Annotated in this window: 18 protein-coding genes and 1 pseudogene; 18 read left to right on the forward strand and 1 reads right to left on the reverse strand. The window is 44.1% G+C overall.

What is annotated here, in order from left to right; genetic code table 11:
- The first annotated feature begins 30 nt into the window (after nucleotides 1–30).
- From PaeBR_RS06555 to PaeBR_RS06635, 17 genes and pseudogenes are all read left to right on the forward strand, one after another.
- Nucleotides 31–1,824 carry an McrB family protein gene (locus tag PaeBR_RS06555; protein WP_410514059.1) on the forward strand — a complete coding sequence of 598 codons (1,794 nt, stop codon included), beginning with the start codon at nucleotides 31–33 and terminating at the stop codon, nucleotides 1,822–1,824.
- Nucleotides 1,821–3,197 (forward strand): 5-methylcytosine restriction system specificity protein McrC, encoded by a 1,377-nt coding sequence (locus PaeBR_RS06560; RefSeq protein WP_410514060.1) that lies wholly within the window; start codon nucleotides 1,821–1,823, stop codon nucleotides 3,195–3,197. The genes PaeBR_RS06555 and PaeBR_RS06560 overlap by 4 nt, the downstream gene beginning before the upstream one ends.
- Nucleotides 3,198–3,590: 393 nt before the next feature.
- A complete protein-coding gene (locus PaeBR_RS06565) occupies nucleotides 3,591–5,096 on the forward strand; it encodes a recombinase family protein (protein ID WP_410514061.1) in 1,506 nt (501 codons plus the stop codon).
- A gap of 18 nt (nucleotides 5,097–5,114) precedes the next feature.
- A pseudogene (locus PaeBR_RS06570) lies at nucleotides 5,115–5,489 on the forward strand (sigma-70 family RNA polymerase sigma factor); the annotation flags it as partial.
- A 200-nt stretch (nucleotides 5,490–5,689) separates the two neighbouring features.
- On the forward strand, nucleotides 5,690–5,932 hold the full coding sequence (locus PaeBR_RS06575) for a hypothetical protein (RefSeq protein ID WP_410514062.1): 243 nt from the start codon (nucleotides 5,690–5,692) through the stop codon (nucleotides 5,930–5,932).
- A gap of 20 nt (nucleotides 5,933–5,952) precedes the next feature.
- Nucleotides 5,953–6,423, forward strand: a complete 471-nt coding sequence (locus PaeBR_RS06580; protein WP_410514063.1) for a hypothetical protein — start codon at nucleotides 5,953–5,955, stop codon at nucleotides 6,421–6,423.
- A 19-nt stretch (nucleotides 6,424–6,442) separates the two neighbouring features.
- Nucleotides 6,443–7,270: a hypothetical protein gene (locus tag PaeBR_RS06585; protein ID WP_410514064.1), complete on the forward strand. Its 828-nt coding sequence runs from the start codon at nucleotides 6,443–6,445 to the stop codon at nucleotides 7,268–7,270.
- Between the two features lie 371 nt (nucleotides 7,271–7,641).
- On the forward strand, nucleotides 7,642–9,525 hold the full coding sequence (locus PaeBR_RS06590) for a beta-glucoside-specific PTS transporter subunit IIABC (RefSeq protein ID WP_410514065.1): 1,884 nt from the start codon (nucleotides 7,642–7,644) through the stop codon (nucleotides 9,523–9,525).
- Nucleotides 9,526–9,554: 29 nt separating this feature from the next.
- Nucleotides 9,555–10,994 (forward strand): glycoside hydrolase family 1 protein, encoded by a 1,440-nt coding sequence (locus PaeBR_RS06595; RefSeq protein ID WP_410514066.1) that lies wholly within the window; start codon nucleotides 9,555–9,557, stop codon nucleotides 10,992–10,994.
- 28 nt (nucleotides 10,995–11,022) lie between these two features.
- Nucleotides 11,023–12,444 carry a glycoside hydrolase family 1 protein gene (locus PaeBR_RS06600; RefSeq protein ID WP_410515097.1) on the forward strand — a complete coding sequence of 474 codons (1,422 nt, stop codon included), beginning with the start codon at nucleotides 11,023–11,025 and terminating at the stop codon, nucleotides 12,442–12,444.
- 119 nt (nucleotides 12,445–12,563) lie between these two features.
- Nucleotides 12,564–13,397 (forward strand): BglG family transcription antiterminator LicT, encoded by an 834-nt coding sequence (licT, locus tag PaeBR_RS06605; RefSeq protein WP_410515098.1) that lies wholly within the window; start codon nucleotides 12,564–12,566, stop codon nucleotides 13,395–13,397.
- Nucleotides 13,398–13,794: 397 nt separating this feature from the next.
- Nucleotides 13,795–14,826, forward strand: coding sequence for a LacI family DNA-binding transcriptional regulator (locus PaeBR_RS06610; RefSeq protein WP_410514067.1), 1,032 nt, complete (start codon nucleotides 13,795–13,797; stop codon nucleotides 14,824–14,826).
- Entirely contained in the window at nucleotides 14,823–15,674 is an 852-nt protein-coding gene (locus PaeBR_RS06615; RefSeq protein ID WP_410514068.1) for a hypothetical protein, read from the forward strand. Before PaeBR_RS06610 ends, PaeBR_RS06615 begins: the two co-directional genes overlap by 4 nt.
- Before the next feature lie 117 nt (nucleotides 15,675–15,791).
- Entirely contained in the window at nucleotides 15,792–17,072 is a 1,281-nt protein-coding gene (locus PaeBR_RS06620) for an extracellular solute-binding protein (RefSeq protein ID WP_410514069.1), read from the forward strand.
- Nucleotides 17,073–17,134: 62 nt separating this feature from the next.
- Nucleotides 17,135–18,412 carry an extracellular solute-binding protein gene (locus PaeBR_RS06625; protein WP_410514070.1) on the forward strand — a complete coding sequence of 426 codons (1,278 nt, stop codon included), beginning with the start codon at nucleotides 17,135–17,137 and terminating at the stop codon, nucleotides 18,410–18,412.
- A 54-nt stretch (nucleotides 18,413–18,466) separates the two neighbouring features.
- Entirely contained in the window at nucleotides 18,467–19,813 is a 1,347-nt protein-coding gene (locus tag PaeBR_RS06630; protein ID WP_410514071.1) for a carbohydrate ABC transporter permease, read from the forward strand.
- Nucleotides 19,810–20,646, forward strand: a complete 837-nt coding sequence (locus PaeBR_RS06635; RefSeq protein WP_410514072.1) for a sugar ABC transporter permease — start codon at nucleotides 19,810–19,812, stop codon at nucleotides 20,644–20,646. The genes PaeBR_RS06630 and PaeBR_RS06635 overlap by 4 nt, the downstream gene beginning before the upstream one ends.
- Nucleotides 20,647–20,834: 188 nt before the next feature.
- On the opposite strand, the gene PaeBR_RS06640 is transcribed toward PaeBR_RS06635, so the two are convergent.
- Nucleotides 20,835–21,167, reverse strand: coding sequence for a hypothetical protein (locus PaeBR_RS06640; RefSeq protein ID WP_410514073.1), 333 nt, complete (start codon nucleotides 21,165–21,167; stop codon nucleotides 20,835–20,837).
- Nucleotides 21,168–21,371: 204 nt separating this feature from the next.
- Between PaeBR_RS06640 and PaeBR_RS06645 the strand changes: the two genes are divergently transcribed.
- Nucleotides 21,372–23,141 (forward strand): sensor histidine kinase, encoded by a 1,770-nt coding sequence (locus PaeBR_RS06645; RefSeq protein WP_410514074.1) that lies wholly within the window; start codon nucleotides 21,372–21,374, stop codon nucleotides 23,139–23,141.
- Nucleotide 23,142 lies beyond the last annotated feature (1 nt).

Below are 23,142 nucleotides of genomic sequence, written 5' to 3' on the forward strand. Positions count from 1 at the left end.
AAATTACAAAACTTGAGAGGACTAAAAATCATGGCAAGATTTAAAGAATGGGATACTTCAGATGTCTATCGCTACGCGAATGAATGGAAAGAAAAAAGTCTTATGGATGGGTCATCTTTGCTTTGGCCATCGGACAAGATATGGACTACTGATAATTTGAATGCATTTAGAGCTTGTTTCATTGATAATACCGATGAATCAGCCGAAGCATTCGAAACGAAATTGAAGGGACAACTTAGTGGCCAGAAATCAGAGGTTGTGAAGCTCGCTTGTGAACTGGTCTATCTTTATTTGCTTTTTCCATCCAGCATAAGCTATCGCAGGAAGAAAGAACTGCTTAAGACAATAGCGTCCTTTGCGAACCTATTGCTTGATGATCAGAATAATGCTCTAACTGCTCTTGAACATGGTATCGGTGGACCGGGAATAGCCTACAATACAAGACGCTATAATGAGATACGATACATAGCAATATTTGCTGATACTGTGCTGCAAATGTCAGAAGAAGAGAGGAAAGAACTTGCAGCAGACCATCTAAAAGTTCGCGGTTTGTTAGATAAACTTAAGGAAGAAGGGAATCCACTCTCCCGCCATATTCTTTTGCATCTGTTTTATCCTGACCTGTATGAGCGAATGGCGAGTGCTAGTCATAAACAACAAATAGTCGAGGCTTTCTTGGATATGCTGGATGAGGATTGTATCCCTGTAGATGTAGATGAGCGTATCCTAGCAATTAGAAAACAATTAAGTGATATTCTCAGTGAACCGGATCTTGATTTTTATCGAAGTCCTCTCATGGAGTGTTGGGATTATGGTGATCATGAAACAGATGTGCTTCCGATTCAAGGTTTAGAAATCAAAAAGCAAATTGTTATATATGGACCTCCAGGAACTGGGAAAACGCATGAAGCGAAAGAATTAGCAGAGCGTTTTATTCGGCAGGAGACATTGCGTCAGTGGGGAGCGGGTAAATTTTTTAAGAATCAGAATAACATAGAAGAACTGGTACAGCAGAGGGTTCGGCGTGTACAATTCCATCCCGGCTATGGCTATGAAGATTTCATTCGAGGAATGCAGCTTGAACAGAATCGGACCGTTTACAAAAATGGTGTATTCCTGCAAGTCCTTGAAGATGTGAAGGCAGCGGAAAACGGAATAGGTAAAGGCCTGCCTTTTGTCTTCATTCTGGATGAAATGAACCGTGCGGATTTAAGTAGGGTGCTGGGGGAATGTTTCTCCTTGCTGGAAGATCGGGAAAGTGAAGTGCTGCTGGCTGGACAGGATGGGAACTCATTTTCGCTTGCCGTACCTGACAATCTTTATATTATTGGGACCATGAATCTGATTGACCAATCGCTGGAACAAGTTGATTTTGCACTTCGCCGCAGATTTTTATGGTTTTTCCGGGGTTTTGAACGTGAAGACTTAATATCCTTGGTGAAAACAAAATGGGAACGATGGCCGCAAAAGTATGGTAAACCCCGACAATGGAGCCGAGTAGAGGAGGAGTTTGAAGTACTCGCAGACCGATGCGTCCGGATAAATACATTAATAGCGAATCATGAACTCATGGGACCTCTCTACGTCATTGGTCATACTTATTTCAGCGATGTTGTTTCTTTTGCACAGAAGTACATTTATTCTCAACCCGGAGTTCAGCAGGTTTTATGGAATCGAAAAGGGCAGGGCCGTGGACCAATTTCTGGATTGTGGAATTATTCGCTAGCTCCATTATTAGAGCAATATCTGTCTGGAGCAGATGCATACGAAAGAAAGTTGTTAATGCAACAGGTGAAAGACATATTCTTAAAAGGGCAAGAATGAGTACTTCACAGGGAAATATAGAGATTATTGCGAAAGATTTGTCTGAGATCAACCTGAAACATAACGATGAGAAGCTATGGATACAGGATTTATGCTGTAATCTGGACAAAGAACGTTTCACCCTTCGTCTTACTGGGAAAATAGCAGATGAAGAGCCGATTATCGAATTCCGCAATGGACAATGGTATGCGGGACGTTATGTCGGGGAGATCAGCTACAAGCGGAGAACGCTGCGAATCATACCTCGTTATGAAAGCTCATTCCATCGCTGGATCAGTAAGATTTGGGGAGTACGTATGATTCAGAGCAACGGATCTTATCGTGGATCTAACATGTGGTTGTGGGAGTTGATCGCTCGAATTTGGGGTGATCAGCTTATGCGTGGAAGCAAGCACGGTCTACCTTATACCCGCATAGAGGAAACTTTGAAACTGCCTTCACTGCGGGGTCGTATGAAAGTAATGGAAACCGCACTTGAGGTTGGGAAAGGGACAAATCGTCTCGTGAGTTTATCTAGAACCAAAGTCATTCATCCTGCTATTTCCAATGTTCTCAGCAAAGCTTACCGCAAAATTAAGAAAGAGCTGGGTCATGGTGATGACCGCACTTGGCTTTCTGATAAAGGAAGGGAGATTATCGGGCTTCTACTTCAAACATCAGCAAGCAGCTTATCGAACTTCACTGCGGCAAATAAACTACCTCCGATAAAATATACTCCGATCCTGGAGTCATATCGTTCAGTCGTAGAATTATCGTTGAAGATATTACAGCAGAAATCGATCGGTGCTACTTCGACAGGAACCCAAGAGATAACAGGAACCTTGCTAGATATGGCTGAGATTTGGGAATTATATGTGTGCCATTTGTTAAAAACTACTGTCGCAGGAGTTGAAGTTGTCCATACCGGGCGGGAGAGAGAGGCATCTGGGCACCTGTATCAAAACATGGATGGGCACAAATTAGCAGCCTTGAAGCCGGATATTTTATTGAGGAATCCCTTATCAAAACAAGTACTTGCCGTCGTGGACGCTAAATATAAGCATACGTTTGCAAGTCTATCCAAGCCAAACGGTTTGGAGCGAAATGACCTTTATCAAATTCATGCGTATATGGATGCCTTTTCTAGTCCGGGCCATACTGTTCCAGGAGTTCTAGTGTATCCTGATGAAAGTGAAGCTAAAATTCGTCAATATCAGATGGGGAATCCTTGGAGTTCCTTCCATCAAAGAAGTAGTCTTAGCCTTTTCGGAATTAACGGTGAATTTAATGAGGGGGAACCGATTGCCGGACTGACCCCATCCGAGGAACAATTTTGCGAGGGAATATGTAAATTAATCGGATTACATCAGTCAGTTTTGTCGGAGATGCAGTGAAAGTTTTGGAATCCCAAATGTCTGACTGAAAATTGATTTTACGACTATGCTATTTTATTATCCAAACTCATAATAGGTACACTTTGCTGTACATTCATTGCAATGCACATTGTTTGAGTATTCAATTCGCTCACTATTGATCGGGCTTATGAGAATGTTCATATTATTTTTTAAGTGAATGAGTTGAAAATCGGTGTAAAAGTAGTTGTGACCTTGAACAACAGGCATATGTTCAAGGTCACTTTTATTTATCAAGTGTCCAAGCAGTACCCGCATATCCTTCTACAAGGAGGGGATGCCGGGTGCATGTGAAACTTGTGGTAGGCGATTCCAATGACAGAGCACGCATTGCCTGTTATGATTACCTTCTAGAGAAGTTCAGGAGGGAGAAAAGTGATAGCTGTATATGCCAGAGTGAGTACGGAGGAGCAGGCGAAGCACGGGTTCAGCCTGAACGATCAAATTCGTCAATGTCGTCAGAAAGCGGGAACGAATAAGGTAAAGGAATATGTGGACGATGGGGTATCAGGTGAATTTTTGGATAGACCGGCATTAACCAAATTACGAGATGATATTCGAGAAGGAATTATTAATAAGATTATTTGTCTTGACCCGGATAGATTGTCTCGAAAGTTAATGAACCAACTGATCATAACTGATGAATTTGACCGGCGAGGTATAGAACTTGTTTTTGTTAATGGTGAATATGCTAAAACTCCTGAAGGAAATTTGTTTTATTCTATGCGTGGAGCTATAGCGGAGTTTGAGAAGTCAAAGATAACAGAACGTATGAGCCGAGGGAGAAAAGAAAAAGCAAGGCAAGGAAGAGTACTGCGTGATTTTCAAGTTTACGGTTACAGTTTTGATAAGGAATCAGAACAGTTTCTTGTTGATGAAGATGAGGCTGCTATAGTCAGACTAATATTTGATTTATTTACACAACCCAATACAATTGTTCAAGGACTGAATGGTATAGCGTTATACTTAACCAGTAAAGGAGTACCTACAAAAAGAGGGGCTTCAATGTGGCATCGCCAAGTAGTAAGGCAAATCATTATGAACCGAGCCTATATCGGTGAATTTTATCAAAATCGCTGGAATACAGAAGGTATGTTAGGGAATAAGCACAGGAAAGATGAAGAAAAGATTCCTATGAAAGAGAGACCTAAAGGCGAATGGATTCTTCTTCCTTGTCCTCCTCTCATAGACGAGGCTCAATTCGAACATGCACAAATATTATTATCGGAGTCTAGAAGGAGATGGGCTCAAAAAAGCAAACACCCATATTTATTGAGCGGTTTGTTAAGATGTGGGGACTGCGGTAATACCATGACGGGACGATTATCAAACAATTGGGGAAAGAAAGTACCGGAATATACAGACATTAAGAACACTGCAGGTGCCAAATCAAAAGGATGTGGACGAAGAATTAAGGCTCACCTGATAGAAGAACAGGTTTGGGACCAAGTGACAACCTGGTTAAACAATCCCGATGAAATCGCTGCAGCTTTGCAGGAGGAGAAGACTAAGGAGCCTTTTGAAATTGCTGAGATTGTGAGGATTGAAAAAGAAATTGAGAAAACCAAAAACGCACGAAAGAAACTAATTAAACTCTTTGCTGTTAGTGAAGACGGTATTGCTGAAGAAGATATTCGTCAAGAATTGAAGGAGCTTACGCAGAAAGAAGAAGGCCTAAATGCCCAATTGATTGAACTAAGCCATATGTTGAATTCTGCTCAAAATACAGAGTACAACATTCATGTCTTGATGGAAGCCGTTCAACATTACTTATCTAAAGGTCAGGCAGAACTTACTTTTGAAGAGAAGCGCGATTTGATTCGTCAGGTCGTTAAAGAAATCAGGGTCTACGAAGATTCAGTCGAGATATTTACCTTTTAAAATATGCGCACTAATGACATCAAGATGGAGATTCTAATGCATCTCCGTTCACTAAAAAAGACTCGAAAGGACGTGTCGCTGCACGATCCCATTGGAACGGATAAAGAAGGAAACGAAATTACGCTGATAGATATCTTAGGCTCGGGAGCCGACGATCTGCTGATCACAGTAGACCTTAATATTGAGAAGAGTAAAATCTACCGCAATCTCGATATTCTGGATGACCGGGAGAAGGAAGTTGTGGTTGGACGTTTTGGGTTGGATACCGGGGGCGAGGAGCGGACGCAAAGGGAGATCGCTAAAGAGCTGGGCATCAGCCGCAGTTATGTGTCGCGGATTGAGAAGCGAGCGCTGATGAAGCTGTATCATGAGTTTTATAAAGCGAAGCGGTGATGCGGAAAAAATGATTACATTTGCTTAAAAAGCGATTGTTTACAGATTGTTCCAATGATGATAATGTGGATTCACACTGATCAGAAGCCGAGCGTGTAGTCCGAAAGAATCGGCAAAAACGCCCTGTTAGCTTAGGCTGGCAGGGCGTTTTTTTGTGCGGTAGTAAGTACTGATAATCGAACAAATTAGAAACCTTCCGCATGATCAATGTACTCATCTACCCCGGACAAAGCGAGGATTTGATTGAGGTTCAGCTGATGCAGCAGAACCAGAACAAGCGGAGTACGATCAACAACTCGCTGCACGGATATTTTCAAGGCACAGACGGAATCTACTACCCGCTGGACATGGAGAGCAGTTCCGAGCCATCCATCAAATACGGCGGCATCGCCGTTCAGTCCCTTTTGGGCAGGGTGCCCAAGGCACAAAGCTTAACGATCTGAAGCTGCTGCTGGGCCTAGCCGTGAACGGCAAAGCCATCGCGGATAATGGAGGAAGCGCAGACGCTTACGTAAAGCCGGCTTTATTTACGCTTTTGACCGAAACTCCGATCAAGGACAACGGCTTGTACCATATGAATGCTGCGCCGTTCACCCTGGATATCACAACTCCCTATACCAAGCTGGTCTCGGGCTACAGCGGCTCGTTGGAGTTCAGCGCCGTCACCAAGCAGCTCGGCTTCGACTACTTCGACCAGGACCATAAAATTGTCATCCAGCTCGACAGCGGCGGCGAAATCCTGACCCAGAAAGAATACGGCCTGAACGGCGCCGAGGGCAGCAGCTTCACCACGACGAACACCAAATACCGTATCGACGGTATTTCCACCAGCTTATCGACGAATTATTTAACCATGAAGGTGTACCTGAAATATAAGGGAGAGATGAAATTGATTGGTTCGCAGGGGGTGGGGGTGAGTTTTGAGAAAAGTTAATTACAAGGGGGGGATAAATTTGAATACTAAGAAGATAAGCGCTTATGCTTTACTATTCATTTTACTTATCGTAGTGATTTTTATCGCAGGACCTCCTTTGCTTCTTGGGGGTAGCCAACTATTTGATCAACTTACGTATAGTGAGAGAAAAGTGATTATCTCTGTAGAGGAGGTGCTAAGGGAAAGATATGGTGAGGAATTTACGGTTGATACGGATACTGTAATGTATACTAATTCGCTAAAGATGGTAAATCTTAGAGCCTATCCTGACGATCATCCGGAACACGCATTCCTCGTAGAAGCTTATTTAGAAGACAAGGAGAAAGAATTCCGAGATAACTACGCATTAAACAAGGCAATGAATGAAGTTTTGCGACCTTATTTTAACGAAAATGAGTTATATGCTGAAGTAAACAATGCGCGATTTAAGTTATATTCAGAAAACAAGATCGATCAATTACAAGTGCAAACACTAAAAGGACAAAACGCTATAAATTATCTTAGTGAGAATGAAATTATGCTTGTTATGTTTACTTCTCTGGATGTACAAGGTAAAGACAATATGAATAAACTAAGAAATTTATATTCTTTTATTAAGTTTATTAATCAAAATGAAATTACGGTTTCGAAGATGGTCTTATACTTTCCGACTGCTTTAAAAAACACGGAACAAGATCAAATTTTTAAGGAAATGGTTTTTAGCAGAAAAAAAAGTTCGAGTTGGGAGATGAGTAATAATACAGCTTATAAAGGTTGCTACATTCCGATAAACGAAATCGAAAGTATGGAAGACTTGATTTTATTAATTAAAGAGTATAGTCCTGATCTCAATAAATTAGCATTTTAATATAATCAATCTTAGGAGGGTTAATATGACTCCCACAGTTACCGGAACAAGAAATAAAGGGAGGAACTTTTGCATAAATGTTGCACCGGATTCAATCCAGGCCACGGGAAAATTGCTATCGTATCTCAAAGAGTTCCTTTTCACAATACTGCGTTTAAAAAAACATAAAGAAAGCGTTGACATCCTTTTGGCATCGTGTTAGATTATGGGGGAAGTAAGATAATTAAATATCGGGGATTGTTACTGATAAGCAGGCAAAACCTAAATTGCAAAAAGTAAAGGACATTAAACGTCCTACACTTCTTGCAGTTTGGGTTTTTTTTGTTGTCATATACCAATACCTAACAGTAATAATTACAGGGGGAAAGAGCATGGGGAAATTTACTAAACTCTCAAGTGAAATTGTAGAAAACGTTGGCGGTGCTGGGAATGTTGCTGAATTGTATCATTGTATGACTAGATTGCGGTTTAAGCTAAAGGATTCTGCCAAGGCGGATAAACAAAAACTTCAGGATTTGGATGGAGTTATTACCGTCGTTGAGGGGAATGGGCAATATCAGGTAGTCATCGGTAATGACGTTAACGCCGTGTACAAAGAAATTATTACCCAATTTCCGATTAAAGCTTCCGGTGAGTCCAAAGAGGGGGCACAAAAAAGCGAAAAAACCGGTAATATTATCACAAGATTTTTCAATACAATGTCTGCCATCATGACTCCAATAGTACCGGCACTTGCCGGAGCGGGGATGTTAAAGGCAATCCTGGTTATTCTGACAACGACCTTAGGGATTTTATCGGTAGACAGCAGCACCTACAAAATTTTGGCTGCTGCAGGTAACAGTGTCTTTTATTTCTTGCCATTACTTTTGGCTGTTTCAACGGCTAGAACGTTTGGAGCGAATATGTTCGTCTCTATGACCATTATGGGGGCATTGCTCGAACCCAACTTTACAGATTTGATGAAGAATATCGGTGATATTACTCATTTTGCTGGAATTCCCGTAGTATTGATGGCTTATAAATCAACCTTGATCCCGGCTATGCTATCCATATGGGTATATTCACATTTGGAAAAAGGATTAAATAAAGTAATTCCGAAAAACATTCAAATCTTTGCGGTACCGCTGATTTCTCTGATCATTATGGTGCCTTTAACTGCTGCTGCAATTGGACCAATGGGGGTTTACCTTGGTAATGGTATTGCCTCAGGCGTTAACTACTTGAGCAATACAAGCGGACTGCTTATGGGAGCTATTATTGGAGGAGGCTGGACCTTCCTGGTGATGTTCGGTCTCCATTGGGGGATTGTGCCTGCGATGATTAATAATATTAGCCTCCACGGTTTTGATACAATTAAGCCGTCTTCGGCTGCAGCAACGTTCGCTTCTTCAGGTGCTGCCTTGGGCGTGTTTTTAAAAGCTAAAGATAAAAAGTTGAAAGCTTATGCCTTATCCGCGATGATGCCTTCTCTTCTAGCAGGAGTGACAGAGCCGATTGTATACGGGATTTCTGTAAAACTGAAGAGACCTTTGATTGCCCAGGTAATTGGCGGCGTAATCGGTGGAGCTTTTATTGGTGCTATGCACTCGACGGTACTGGCTTACGTATTCCCGGCAATAACTACGCTTCCTGCTTTTGCAACGGATACTTTTGTTTACTTCATTATTGGTATAACGGCCTCTTTTGTAATAACCGCAATTCTGACCTACATTCTAGGCTTTGAAGAACCTTCAGAAATTCTGAATGAAACTATGACTTTAGCCAAGTCAGCGCAAGCCGTACAAACCGATGCTACAAGGGTGAAGACATTCATTGCTTCTCCAATTCGTGGAAAAGTTGTTCCGCTCGCTGAAGTGTCAGATCCTGTATTTTCCACAGAAGCAATGGGAAGCGGAGTAGCCATTGTCCCGGCGGAAGGCAAAGTATTTTCACCGATTTCAGGGACTGTGACTTCAATTGCCAAAAGTAAGCATGCAATTGGGATCACCTCTGATGAAGGGTTTGAAATTCTGATACACGTTGGGCTGAATACTGTTAAATTAAAAGGCGCACCGTTCACTGAAAAAGTTGAAGAAAACCAGCGGGTTAACGAAGGTGATTTACTGCTGGAGTTTGACATGAAGCAGATTCAGGATGCCGGATTTGAATTGACGACACCAGTGATCATAACGAATATGGGTGAGTTTACCGGTATTCATGCGACAGAACGGCAACAAGTAACAAACAAGGAACTATTAATGACTATATTTAAATAAACAAAATAATTACACTTGGAGGATTAGATATGGAACATCAAAGAAAAATGCCGTTTCCTGAAAATTTTCTCTGGGGCTCGGCATCAGCCGCTTATCAAATTGAGGGAGCCTGGGAAGCAGACGGCAAGGGGCCATCGGTTTGGGACACCTTCACAAAAATAGAGGGGACCACATTTAAAGGTTCCAACGGCGATGTAGCAGTAGATCATTATCACAGGTATAAAGAAGATGTACGCCTTATGGCGGAACAAGGACTGAAGGCTTATCGTTTCTCAATTGCATGGAGTCGGATTTATCCAAATGGCAACGGAGCAATCAATGAGAAAGGGTTACAATTCTACGATGCTTTAATCGATGAATTGATTGCGAACAGCATTGAACCCGTGATTACATTGTATCACTGGGATATTCCTCAGGCGCTGATGGATCAATACGGAGGCTGGGAATCCCGGCAGGTTATTGAAGACTTTGACCGTTATGCGGTTACGCTGTTTGAACGTTACGGAGACCGCGTGAAATATTGGGTCTCACTAAATGAACAGAATTACTTTGTGAGCTACGGATATGAGACTGCCCTGCACCCACCGGGTGTCCGCGACAGAAAAAGGATGTATGAAGTGAATCACATTGCCAATTTGGCGAATGCCAAGGTCATTCAATCGTTCCGAAGGGTTGTGCCTCAAGGCAAGATTGGACCGAGCTTTGCTTATAAGCCTTATTATCCGGTAGATTCTAAACCTGAGAATATCCTTGCCTTTGAGAACAGTGAAGATTTGAACAACTATTTCTGGATGGACATTTATGCATGGGGCCGTTATCCGGTCACAGCTTGGAAGTACCTTGAAGAAAACGATTTGGTACCTACAATTCAAGAGGGAGATTTTGAATTGCTGGCTTCCGCCAAACCTGACTTTATGGGCGTCAACTATTATCGGACAACCACTGTTGAACACAACTCCCTGACTAATGGTATTGAATCGGGGGAGAAAAATACAACAGGGAAGAAAGGTTCCACCAAACACTCCGGTGTTCCTGGTATGTTCAGAACTACAGATAATCCGCACGTGGAGTCGACGAACTGGGACTGGGATATCGATCCGCAGGGGCTTAGAATTGCCCTGAGAAGAATTGCAACCCGTTATCAGCTGCCTGTATTTATTACCGAGAACGGACTAGGAGAGTTTGACAAGCTTGAAGATGGCGATCAGGTAAACGACGGTTATCGTATTGATTATTTGCGGGACCATATCGCAGCCATTCAGGATGCAATTTCAGATGGTGTAGAGGTAATGGGTTATTGCTCATGGTCCTTTACCGACTTGTTAAGCTGGCTGAACGGTTATCAAAAACGTTACGGGTTCGTGTATGTGGACCGGGATGAAACGAATGCCAAAGAGCTTCGTCGAATTAAAAAACAAAGCTACTACTGGTATCAACAGGTCATTGAAACAAATGGGGAAAATCTCTAACAGTTCAGGACAGGAGGACAGGTTCATGATGAACGAAGCGGTATTCCCCGAGCATTTCCTTTGGGGTGGTGCTGTTGCAGCTAACCAGGCAGAAGGGGCATGGGATGTTGACGGAAAGGGTCCGGCGATAAGTGATGCCATCCGAAACGGCATTGTGGGCGGATCACTGGATGCGGAGATTAACGAGAGCAAGTATTATGCAAGCCATGAGGCAATCGATTTTTATCATCGGTATAAAGAAGACATAGCTTTATTTGCGGAGATGGGTTTGAAATGTTTTCGGACTTCAATTGCCTGGTCGCGAATCTTCCCAAATGGTGATGACGCGGAGCCTAACGAGAAAGGGCTGCAATTCTACGACAACCTCTTCGACGAACTGCTGAAGCACGGGATCGAACCTGTCATCACGATTTCTCATTTTGAAACGCCACTGCATCTGGTCAGAGAATATGGGGGTTGGGTCAACCGCAATCTGATAGCCTTCTTCACCAAGTACTGTGAAATCATTTTTAAGCGTTATCGCAATAAGGTGAAATATTGGATGACATTTAACGAAATTAACCATATGCATACCATCCCATTAGCTGCTGGAGCCATTGAATTGAAGAATGAAGACACCAAATTGCAGGATATCTATCAAGCCAGCCACAATGTTTTTGTTGCAAACTCGCTTGCTGTGAAGATGTGTCATGAGATAATTCCAGGTTCGCAGATTGGCTGCATGTTATCACTCAGCATTATTTATCCAAACTCCTGTAATCCGGAAGATGTCTTTGAAGCGTATGAACTGAGAAGACGTTCACTATTTTATTCCGATGTAATGATGCGGGGATATTATCCGAATTATATTAAGCGAATATGGAAAGAAAATAATATTTCTATTCATAATGAACCGGGTGATTTTGAGACAATTAGAAATTACACTTCTGATTATGTCGGCTTCAGCTATTACAGAAGTACGACACATAAGGCTGGAATGCCCATTCAGGGGAATACCGGTGGTATTATGGGTCTTGATAATCCATACCTGGAAAAAACCGCTTGGGGTTGGCCTATTGACCCCAAAGGTCTTCGATATGTATGCAATGAAATCTATGATCGTTATCAAAAGCCGCTTTTTATTGTAGAGAACGGGTACGGCGGTGATGATGAGTTCGCTCAGGACGGCAGCATTATCGATGATGACCGGATTAGTTACCTCAATAAACATTTGCTGGAATTGAATGAGGCCATCGAAGATGGCTGCGAGATTATCGGGTATACGTGGTGGGGGCCCATTGACATTGTAAGTGCAGGAACTGGCGAAATGAAAAAACGCTACGGATTCATTTATGTGGATAAAGACAACGATGGAAAGGGGACACTCAATAGAACTAGAAAGAAAAGTTTTTACTGGTACAAACAGGTCATTGCAACAAACGGAAGAGCTCTTTTTGAGAGCACCATATAAAAATTCGTCCCATTACAGTTATGTGTTTAGGTGTAAATAAGAGAAAAACCCGATGAATTCATCTAAACTGGAAAACTCGGGTTTTGTCTTTTCTATTTATGAAGCAAAGGATGATTCCTGTGCGAATTGAAAAAATACTCAATAACAATGTTATTACAGTAATTGATGAACATAAAAAAGAGTTGGTAATTATGGGAAGAGGTATTGCTTATCAGAAAAAAACAGGACACACCGTGGATGAAGAAAAGATTGAGAAAATCTTCACCCTTGAAAATCAGGGGTTGTCCGATAAACTCAAAACCCTTTTGTCTGAGATACCGATTGAGCATATGCAGGTCTCGGAGAAGATTATTAACTATGCCAAACTAAATCTAGGCAAGATTCTGCATGACAGTATCTATGTCAGTCTGACCGACCATATTAATTTTGCCATTGAGCGTTATTATAAAGGAATAGACATCAAAAATGCTCTTTTATGGGACATTAAACGATTCTACGCAGAAGAGTTTGAAATTGGGTTGGAAGCATTGAAGATACTTCATAAAGAATTCGGGATTCGGTTGCCAGAAGATGAAGCGGGGCAGATCGCATTACACTTAGTAAATGCAGAAATGAACGAGGATATCGGAAATACTGTCGACATAACCAAAATAATGCATGATATTTTAAGTATTGTGAAAAAACATTTCAAGTTTGAATACGATGAAAAATCTTTGCATTATTTTCGATTCATTACACACTTAAAGTTCTTCGGCCAACGACTGGTCAATGAAACGAATATTACGAATACTGATAATACGTTGTTTGCCATGGTGAAAGAGCAGTATACCGAAGCATTTGCTTGTGTTGAAAGAATAAAAGTTTACATTGAGAAAACGTATAATCGTGAACTGACAAATGAAGAAATGCTTTATCTTACGATCCATGTTGAAAGAGTGATTAATCAGAAATAGTAAAGATTGCACATCGGGAGCACGATTTGAAACTTTATTGTAAGCTGCGAATATTTATGTGATCATTTTTATTATCTATCAAGCAGGATTCATCTGACGAACTGTTCATCCTTGGGCAGTTCTATTTTTATGGCTCACTTCCCGAAAATCCAGTGGGGGATTCCTTGGTAACGTTTCTGAATTTCATGCGGGGGTGATGTTTTTGGGATCGAACATAACACTAGATGTAATTTTAATTAACATAAAAACTAGATTATCATATTTTTTATAATTTAAATGTTATATATATTGACACAATTCACGGAGATATAGTAAGATCGAAACAACTTAAAAGAGGAAAAGGTTTTCCGGGTACTTTTGCTATCAGGGAAAAGGTTTACCGGAAGGGGGGGACTGAGTGGATATCACAATTAAAGATGTGGCGATGAAAGCAAAGGTATCCATTGCTACAGTGTCGAGAGTGCTTAATCAAAGCAAACCGGTCAGCCAAGCTATTAAACAAAGAGTATTGGAGGTTGTGGAAGAGCTTGAATATAATCCTAACCCGGTCGCGCGCAGTCTGATTATGAAGGAAAGTAAATTAATTGGCCTACTCATTCCTGCTATAGAAAATACATACATTTCTATATTTGTCGGAGCCATTGAGGAGGAGCTTTTCAAAAATAATTATACAACCCTGCTCTGCAATACGAAGCGTGATTTGGATATTGAACTTCATTATCTGAAGCTGTTGAAAGAAAAATATGTGGATGGAGTCGTTCTGTTGACATCTTCCCCGAAACCGCAGCAAATTGAATTTTTCGAAAATCATGCAGTACCTGTTATCTTTGCAAGCCATACCGATACGGAGGGCAGATTCGCCAGCATCAACATCGATGAATTTCAGGCTGCATACGATGCAACCAAGTTCCTTCTTGAATCGGGACATCGTAAAATTGCTTTTTTCGGCGGGCCGTTGGCTTATTACCAGATCGTACAGCGGCTTGAAGGATATAAGCAGGCATTGAAAGAGTACGGAATTGAATATGATGACAAGTTGTTTTATGAGCAAGATTACGATATTGAATCGGGATATCGGAGTGGGATGAAACTGTTCAATAATGACGAATTGCCTACGGCAATCTTCTGTGTAAGCGACATGGTTGCCATTGGAGCCATTCGGGCGGCGGAAGACAGTGGGCTTCGGGTGCCGGAGGATATTTCAGTCATGGGATTTGACGATATTCCGATTGCTGGAGCTTACCGGCCTGCCTTAACTACGGTCCGTCAACCAGTATATGAACTCGGAGTCCAGGCGGCTCAAATGTTACTCAGGCAAATCCAAGACAAAGAAAACTATGTAAAGGAAGCGAGAATTGTTCCGCACGAAATAATCGAAAGGGGAAGCTGCAGAAAGGTAACCAACAACACCCAGGGAGGCAAACTATGAGAACCAGTACGAATTTGAACATAAATGAATCTGCGGAATCTGCGTCAGAGCGAACTGAAATCGCAATTATAGGTGGAACTTATCTTCAGAACGCCATGTTGGAGTCAGGTCTTCTTAGTGACCAATCCTTTACGGTTGAAACGCCAGTCGGCCGATCGGGCGACATATGGCGCGGCTGCTCGGGTACAACACCCTTTTATTATGTCCATGACCACGGAGGCGGGAAGTTCGTGGAAACTTGGGCGGCGCTGTATCAGTTAGGTGTGCGGGAAGCGATCGGCGGTGCTACAGCGGGCGGTATACATCCAGCCATGAAAGTCCGTGATTTCGTCGTTCCAGACGATTTCATGGATTTCAACTTCGAACGCCCCCGCTCGCTGCCGCAAATCATATTCCGGGAAGAAGGAATGATCCTGCCGCGGTATACGCCTTCCACCGATCCTCTGCTGAGCGAAATACTGGTTAGCGAGACGAAAAGCCGTCTGGAACGGGATATCGCCCTCACGGATATCGGCATACACAACGGCGGGGTTGTGGTTCAGGCAGCAGGAGGACGCTTCGAAACACCTGCTGAAGTCAGGATGTTCCAAAAGATGGGAGGCGATCTCGTAACTATGAGCGTAGGTACAGAAATCGCTTATGCCCGTATGGCAGGCATCCATTATTCGTGTTTAGTTATTATATCCAATCCGGCTGAAGGGCTGGGGGAATGGAGGTTTGACAGCCTCTCGGATATTTATCATATATTGAACAAGGTGTCGCTTGATATTGTCGTTGCGTCGCTGCCCCGGATTGCGAATTTGAAAGGGAAACCCCGCATTGCTGACGAGCTCCGTATTCATCCTTAGGTCTCCGTACGAGACAGGTTATTCGATGTTCGGGAACATTTCTATGCCTCCGCATGAAAATTGTTGCAAATGAATGTAAATGGATGTAAATACCACCTACAAAGGAGCCGATGAACCTTGAAGAAAAAATGGAGTCTGTGTTTGCTTTCTTTCGCAATGACGATGTCGCTTGCCGCATGCGGCAGTAATAAGAACACTGTGAATTCAAGTGCCGGTAGTAATCAGCAGAATGAAGTTGACATGACCGAGGAGTTCAAGGCTGAACCGGGAGCGGAACTGAAATTCTGGACATACACGGATGATCAGCAAGCCTTCGCCGATTATGCCGTGGCGGAGTTCGAGAAAAAGTACAACATTAAGGTGAAGGTAGAGAACGTCGCTTATTGGGACAGCATTGCTCGTATGTCAACGGACGGACCGGCCGGGACGGGTGCAGACGTCTTCGGGGTTCAGAACGAAGGACTTACACAAGCTGTTCAAGGCGGTCTCATATTGCCAAATGACTATTTCGAAGAAGATACACGTATTGCCGCCAGCGAAGAGTCTATAGCCGCAGCAACCTATGAAGATATTTTGTACGGCTATCCTTGGAATGTGTACACGACTTCGCTTTATTACAATAAAGATTTGGTCAAGGATACCAAGCTCGAAACCTGGGACGATATTATAGCGTTCTCGAAGAAATTCAATGACGTCAAAAGCAACAAATACGGTTTCATGTTTGAGGGGAGAACCGGATTCTTTGATCTTGCCTTTATGACCGGGTATGGCGGCTATATATTTGGCAATGGCGAAACCGATACGAGCGATATCGGCATTAATAATGAAGGTTCCGTTAAAGGCATGGAATTCTTCCAATCGCTAAAGGAAATCCTGCCGATGAAATTATCGGACATCACGGGAGACGTGAAAACCGGGCTGTGGCAGCAAGGCAAATTGGCTATCAATATGGATGGAAGCTGGGCGATCGGCCAGTGGAGCAAGCTGCCGTTTGAAGTAGGCGTGATTAATATGCCGCAAATGCCTGGCGGTGACTACGCTAAACCTCTAGCAGGATACACCTCAAATGTTGTCAGTTCGTATTCAAAATATCCGAATGCCGCCAAGCTGTTCGCCAGTTTCATCACGACGAAAGAAATGCAAATTAAAAACAATGAGTTGACCGGAGTGATCCCGGCTGCCGGAGGCGTCGAAGCGGATATACGCAAAGATGAATTGACCCAAGGCTTTTTCAAACAAATCCAAAACAGCCATCGCGTTCCGAACCTGGTCGAAACACAGTATGTATGGCAAAACCTGGACCCCGCAGTAGATGAGATATGGAACGGAGCAAATGTAAAGACGTCATTGGACAAAGCGGCAGCAGATATAAAGACGAGCATAGCAAACAAACAATAAAAGGGCCGCTGTCAGCCCGATCGTCCCATACAAACAAATAACCTGATTGGAGCAATGAAACCATGGCTAAAAAACTTGGACTTCTTGTATTTTGCCTCATTATGATGTTCGCGCTTGCGTCTTGCGGCAGCAAATCCGGTAATGGAAACACAGGCAATCCAAACGCTGAATCCAGTGAGGCGACGGCAGTAGAGGGTACGGAGGAACTGACGCCCGAACCGGGGGCGGAGCTTCGTTTCTGGACGATTAAAGATGGTTACAGCGATTATGCCGTTCAGGAGTTTGAAAAGAAATACAACATTAAAGTAACGGTAGAAGACGTTGCTTACTGGGACAGCGTGGCTCGTATGACGACGGACGGACCTGCGGGCACGGGTGCTGACGTATTCGGGATGACGAACGATTTTCTTGGAGGGGCCGTCAATGCCGGCCTTGTATTGCCGAATGATTATTTTGAAGAGGATACCAAAAGCATGAATCGCAAGTTGGCTGTTGACGCTTCGACTTTTGAAGGGTTGCTGTACGGTTATCCACGCTCTGTGTATACGTACGCCCTTTATGTCAATAAAGATCTGGTGAAGGACGCCAAGCTTGATACATGGGACGATGTCATCGCGTATTCGAAGGAATTTAATGACGTCAAGAACAATAAATACGGCTTTATGTTCGACAGCGGTTCCTTCTATCTTTTCAGCTTTCTTACAGGTTACGGCGGTTATATATTCGGCAGCAATGAAACGGACCCGAATGATATCGGCGTTAACAATGAAGGTTCGATTAAAGGCATGAATTTCTTCCAATCGCTAAAAGAAATTTTACCGCTACAATTATCTGACATGACCAGAGACGCGAAGAATGGACTTTGGGAGCAAGGCAAGTTAGCCATCAATATGGATGGCAGCTGGGAAATCGGCAAATACAGCAAGCTTCCGTTTAATGTGGCTGTTATTCCACTGCCGGCTATGCCAGAGGGAAAAAAACCGGTTACTCTTGCAGGAACCACCTCCTACTATGTAAGCACCTATTCGAAATACCCGAATGCGGCCAAGCTGTTCGCCAATTTTATAACGTCAAAGGAAATGCAGATTAAAGACAATGAATTAATCGGCTCCATTCCAGCCGCCCAAGGAATCGACGACAGCATGAGAAAGGATGCAATTATGCAGGGCTTCTTGAAACAGATGGAAAACAGCCGTATGTGGTCAAGCCTTCCGGAAATGCAATACTTCGGGCAATATCTGGATCCTGCGTTTGCTGCGGTGTGGAACGGCGCCGATGTCAAGACGACCCTCGACAAAGCGGCGGAAGGTATGAAGACCAGCATTGCTGAGAAGAAGTAATGACCCCGACAGAATTTGAAATAACCACCATACGAAGATAGGAGTTGAAAGGAGATGCAGCAGCTGGCCATCGAGCGTGAATATCCTCCATTTTCCAAAAAATACGGAAAAAAAGCCGCCCTGTTGTCCATATTTGCATTAGGCCTCGGTCAACTATATAACCGTCAGTATGTAAAAGGGCTGCTCCTGTTGGCGTCTTATATCTTCGGTATCTATATTGCGGTTGCCCGCTTACCCCATGCGATTTGGGCTTTGATTACGCTGGGAGAAACGGAAAGCCAGCTAAAGAAGGTCGGAAGATTGTACAAGCAGGTAATGGGCGACCATTCCATCTTCTTGCTGGTTGAAGGGCTTATTACTATATTCATAATGATTGTACTGGTTTGGCTGTATGCCGCCGGAATTAAGGATGCATACCAAACCGGCAGACTGCGCGAGGAAGGGATTAAGCCGAGCACGTTTAAGCAAACGCTGAGCTTTGTGGCCGCCTATCGCTTTCCGCAAATCGTGCTGACGATCCCGATGATCGGCGTCGTTTTCTTTACGGTCATGCCGATTGTATTCATGATTCTGATTGCCTTTACGGATTTCACCAGAGAGACGATGCCGCCGAAACATTTAATCGATTGGCAAGGATTTAAGGCGTTTCAGGATATATTCCGCATCAAGTCCTGGAGCAACACCTTTTTCAGCGTAACCTTGTGGACCTTTATCTGGGCTTTCTTTGCGACATTAACGGGGTATTTCGGGGGATTTGCCGTTGCGCTGCTCGTTCAGCAAAAGGGTATCCGGTTTCGCTCATTTTGGCGGACCCTCTTCATTCTGCCATTCGCCATCCCGATGTTTGTATCGACCTTGATTCTCCGCAATATGTTTAACGGTCAATTCGGACCGATTAACCAATATCTGGCCCTGCTTGGGATTGAGAAGATTCCTTGGCTGTCCGAACCGCTGTGGGCAAAATTCACGCTGGTTCTGGCCAACTTCTGGTTAAGCTTCCCGGTTTCCATGCTGATGATTATTGGAATCCTGGCTACCATTCCGAAGGATATGTATGAAGCCGCTGATATTGATGGTGCCAGTGGTTTTCAAAAGGTTCGGCTCATCACGTTCCCGATGGTGATGTATTCAATGGCTCCGCTGATCATCATGCAGTTTGTCGGCAATATCAATAACTTTAACATTGTGTACCTGCTTACAGACGGAAAACCCGTCAACGGGGATTTCCAGTTTGCCGGACATACGGATATTTTAATTACATGGCTCTTTAAGCTATCGATGGAGCAGGGGCAGTATAACTTTGCTTCGGTCATCGGAATATTTATATTTATCGTGCTCTCTGTATTTGCAGTCTGGAACGTGCGCAACACCAAGGCGTTTAAAGAGGAGGGTCCATCATGATCGGCGAAAAAGCGAAAACGACCACCCGGCTGTTGCTCAGCTATGTTGCGCTTGCTGTCATTGCGGTCTTCTGTATCTATCCTTCGATATGGGTACTGATGTCCTCTTTCCGTACAGGGGATGCGCTGTTCAGCGATACGATCATTCCGACTTCCTACACGTTCAGTCATTACACGGAACTGTTCGCAAAGCGCCCGTTCGGCGTCTGGTACTTCAACACGCTTAAAATTGCGGTCTCCAGCATGATTATCGGTACGATTCTGACCTTGCTGACCGGCTATGCTTTATCGGTATTCCGTTTTATGGGACGTAAAAACCTGATGAGCCTTCTGCTTGTACTGGGCTTGTTTCCCGGCTTTATGAGTATGATTGCGATCTTTATTTTGCTGAATCAAATGAATTTGCTGAATACACACGCCGCGGTCATTATCGTATATGCGGCGGGTGCGCCGCTGTTCTTCCTGTTCTCCAAAAGCTATTTCGATACGATTCCGAGAAGTCTGATTGAGGCGGCGCGAATGGACGGAGCCGGGCATATGCCGATTTTCTTCCGCATTGTGATCCCGCTATCGACACCGCTGATTGTGTTTACGGCACTGATGACATTTACCGGTGCATTTACCGATTTTATTTTTGCCAAGCTGGTGCTGCGTACGCCAGAGAAAAAAACACTTGCGGTCGGCCTGTTCGACATGATCGGGGACCGGTTCTCGACCGAGTTTACGATGTTCGCGGCAGGGTGCGTATTGGCAGCCGTTCCAGTAACGATCCTGTTCATTCTGATGCAGCGCTACCTGGTGGAGGGCTTAACCACAGGCGCGGATAAGGGCTGAAGACGCCAACATGGGCTCATGAAGCGCCCCGTACCGTGTGGAGCGTGGAACATATTCCATTATGATCGGCCGCTCCTCTGCGGATATCCGTTTGACTGAGCGGATTAAAAAATTGCCCTGCGTCTCCTGAGATACAAACAGGATAGCGCGGGGCAATTTCTTTTTCGGAAAAAATTAGAGGTTCCGCATTAATCTCCGCCACCGCCACCACCTCCGCTGTCTCCGCCACCAAAGTCTCCCCCTCCGCTATCTCCGCCCCAGCTGTGACCGCCGCCACTGTCGTGGCCGGAATGATGATGAGAGTGATCTCCATGATGACCCTGGTGACCGTGATGATTATGGTGAGGGTTGTTATTGTTGTCAAATAAGTCCGGGGTGGAGCCGGCAAAAAAAGAAGTCCCAGAGCTGGAGAGATCGTTATTCCTGTATTTATGGGGTCTTCCGACTGGCGGGTTTTCACGAAAAATGATCCGTACAACTATAAATGCAAATACAACCACAAAGATAATGCCTACGATCATCGCTATCTCTCCTTTAGAATGAAATGCTGCTTTGCAAAGATTATGCCACGCTTTAGATGAAAAAGCTATATTCTGGGAGTACAGTCTTTGCAGAAGAGGGAAAACGGGGTGTTGTGTTGAAAATAGCAATAGTAGATGGCCTTACCGCTGCTTGGCTTCTTTGCCGGACGGCGGTTTTTTTAATCGGGGAAGGGAGAGGTATAGATGGTTTTGAAAAAAAGCTTGTTTGCCAAATTGCTGGTTGGCATGCTGCTTGCAGCGGTGGTTCCCTTTGCTATATCCAATCTCATATTCTATAAAGTGGCCTCCGATTCGGTTGGAAGTCAGGTCATTGCGCTCAACCAGAAAACGATGGATATAGGAATGGATAATATGATTCGTTACTTGGATAATCTCAATAAGCTGTCTGTGGGATTTTATAATGACAAAACGCTGATGAGTTACTTGAGAACCCGGGAATCGCCCCCCGACCAAATGCTTTACATTACCAATCAAATAACAACCTTATTCAATAATGATTCCGAAATAAAAGCGGTGCGGTACGTAAGCGCCACAAGCGGACAGACCTACATGAAATCCAATTCTTCATTGTTGGAGTTGTCGCTTCAGTTATCGCCTTCCGAAATTCCGAAGAGAGAGGGAGAGAATTGGGACATCACCCGAGGGTACGAAGTCATGATGCTTGCCAACGAACGGGTATTGGCATTGCATAAACCTCTTGTTGATTACCCAAGGACAGATGTTCTTGGACTGGTTTCCCTTTTTGTTGGACCCTCCGAAATCTCCCGATTAATTCGTCCGCTGTCCGATGCCGAGGCGGGTGAAGCGGTGTTTCTTTATATTCATAAGCAGTCTCAGCTGCTGTATGCTTCAAGTTCGGAACTCGCTGTGGAGTTCGACGAACCGCAGTCGGGACCGGAATATTGGGGAAGCCGGGGTTACGCGAATGGGAAGCTGGATGGACGGAAAGGAGTCTTTGTATACGTTCAGGACCGCTATCTGGACCTGCCGCTGGCTCTTGTCAAGTTTGTACCTGCCGCAGTCATTAATGAGTCGGCCAACCGGACCTTGAACTTTACGCTGGTTCTACAATTAATAACCCTCTTTTTTGTAATCGTTTTCGCCTCCTTTTTATCCTACCGGACCATCGCCCCGATCAAGAGACTGCTGCGCAGTATCGTGCACTTGGAATTGGGCGACTTCCGCGTCAGGCAGACATCCGGACGAACGGATGAGATAGGTGTGTTGGAACAGCGTTTCCAGAACATGGTGGGAAGGCTGGATGATTTGATCAACCGTGAATACCGGAGCCGATACGAACTTACGACCGCAAGGCTTAAGATGCTGCAGGCGCAAATCAATCCGCATTTTTTATACAATACGCTTCAATCGATAGGCACATTGGCCCTTCGCCACCGTGCCGCCGAGGTCAGCGATAAAATCGCCGAACTCGGCGCAATCATGAGATACAGCATGGATATAAAAACGGAAACCGTACGTCTCCAAAAGGAAATTGAGCATATCGAGCACTATTTGTCCCTCCAAACAGGCAGGTTCAAAAACAAGCTCTCTTATACCCTTTCCTGTCCGAACGAGGCTCTATCCATCAGTGTGCCGAAGATGATCCTGCAGCCGTTGGTAGAAAACAGTATTATCCACGGTATAGAAAAAGGCAAGGGAGCAGGGACGCTGCACATCGGAATTGAGCTTGATCGAAGCCTTAGTATTCGGGTTATGGATAACGGGAAAGGGTTCGACCCGGAGGTGCTGGCGCGAATAAGGAAGAGTTACGAGAACCGTCAACTTCAAGGACCGGATGAAGGGGGGATCGGCCTCCTCAATGTGCTGTATCGATTAAATCTGCATTACGGATCGGGATTCGAGTGGGACATCACCAGCTGCCCTTACGAAGCAACCGTTATTATGCTCCGTATTCCGGTTGGAACCGGTGACGAAGGAGGAGAACAGACTTGAA

The organism is Paenibacillus sp. BR2-3, assembly GCF_046529485.1.
In the GTDB taxonomy this organism is placed as follows: Bacteria; Bacillota; Bacilli; order Paenibacillales; family Paenibacillaceae; genus Paenibacillus_AQ.

Excerpts from the sequence above, each read along its gene's own strand:
- PaeBR_RS06555 (WP_410514059.1), top strand. The coding sequence starts at position 31 with ATGGCAAGATTTAAAGAATGGGATACTTCAGATGTCTATCGCTACGCG.
- PaeBR_RS06560 (WP_410514060.1), top strand. The coding sequence starts at position 1,821 with ATGAGTACTTCACAGGGAAATATAGAGATTATTGCGAAAGATTTGTCT.
- PaeBR_RS06575 (WP_410514062.1), top strand. The coding sequence starts at position 5,690 with ATGATCAATGTACTCATCTACCCCGGACAAAGCGAGGATTTGATTGAG.
- PaeBR_RS06590 (WP_410514065.1), top strand. The coding sequence starts at position 7,642 with ATGGGGAAATTTACTAAACTCTCAAGTGAAATTGTAGAAAACGTTGGC.
- PaeBR_RS06595 (WP_410514066.1), top strand. The coding sequence starts at position 9,555 with ATGGAACATCAAAGAAAAATGCCGTTTCCTGAAAATTTTCTCTGGGGC.
- PaeBR_RS06600 (WP_410515097.1), top strand. The coding sequence starts at position 11,023 with ATGAACGAAGCGGTATTCCCCGAGCATTTCCTTTGGGGTGGTGCTGTT.
- PaeBR_RS06615 (WP_410514068.1), top strand. The coding sequence starts at position 14,823 with ATGAGAACCAGTACGAATTTGAACATAAATGAATCTGCGGAATCTGCG.
- PaeBR_RS06625 (WP_410514070.1), top strand. The coding sequence starts at position 17,135 with ATGGCTAAAAAACTTGGACTTCTTGTATTTTGCCTCATTATGATGTTC.
- PaeBR_RS06630 (WP_410514071.1), top strand. The coding sequence starts at position 18,467 with ATGCAGCAGCTGGCCATCGAGCGTGAATATCCTCCATTTTCCAAAAAA.
- PaeBR_RS06635 (WP_410514072.1), top strand. The coding sequence starts at position 19,810 with ATGATCGGCGAAAAAGCGAAAACGACCACCCGGCTGTTGCTCAGCTAT.
- PaeBR_RS06640 (WP_410514073.1), bottom strand. The coding sequence starts at position 21,167 with ATGATCGTAGGCATTATCTTTGTGGTTGTATTTGCATTTATAGTTGTA.
- PaeBR_RS06645 (WP_410514074.1), top strand. The coding sequence starts at position 21,372 with ATGGTTTTGAAAAAAAGCTTGTTTGCCAAATTGCTGGTTGGCATGCTG.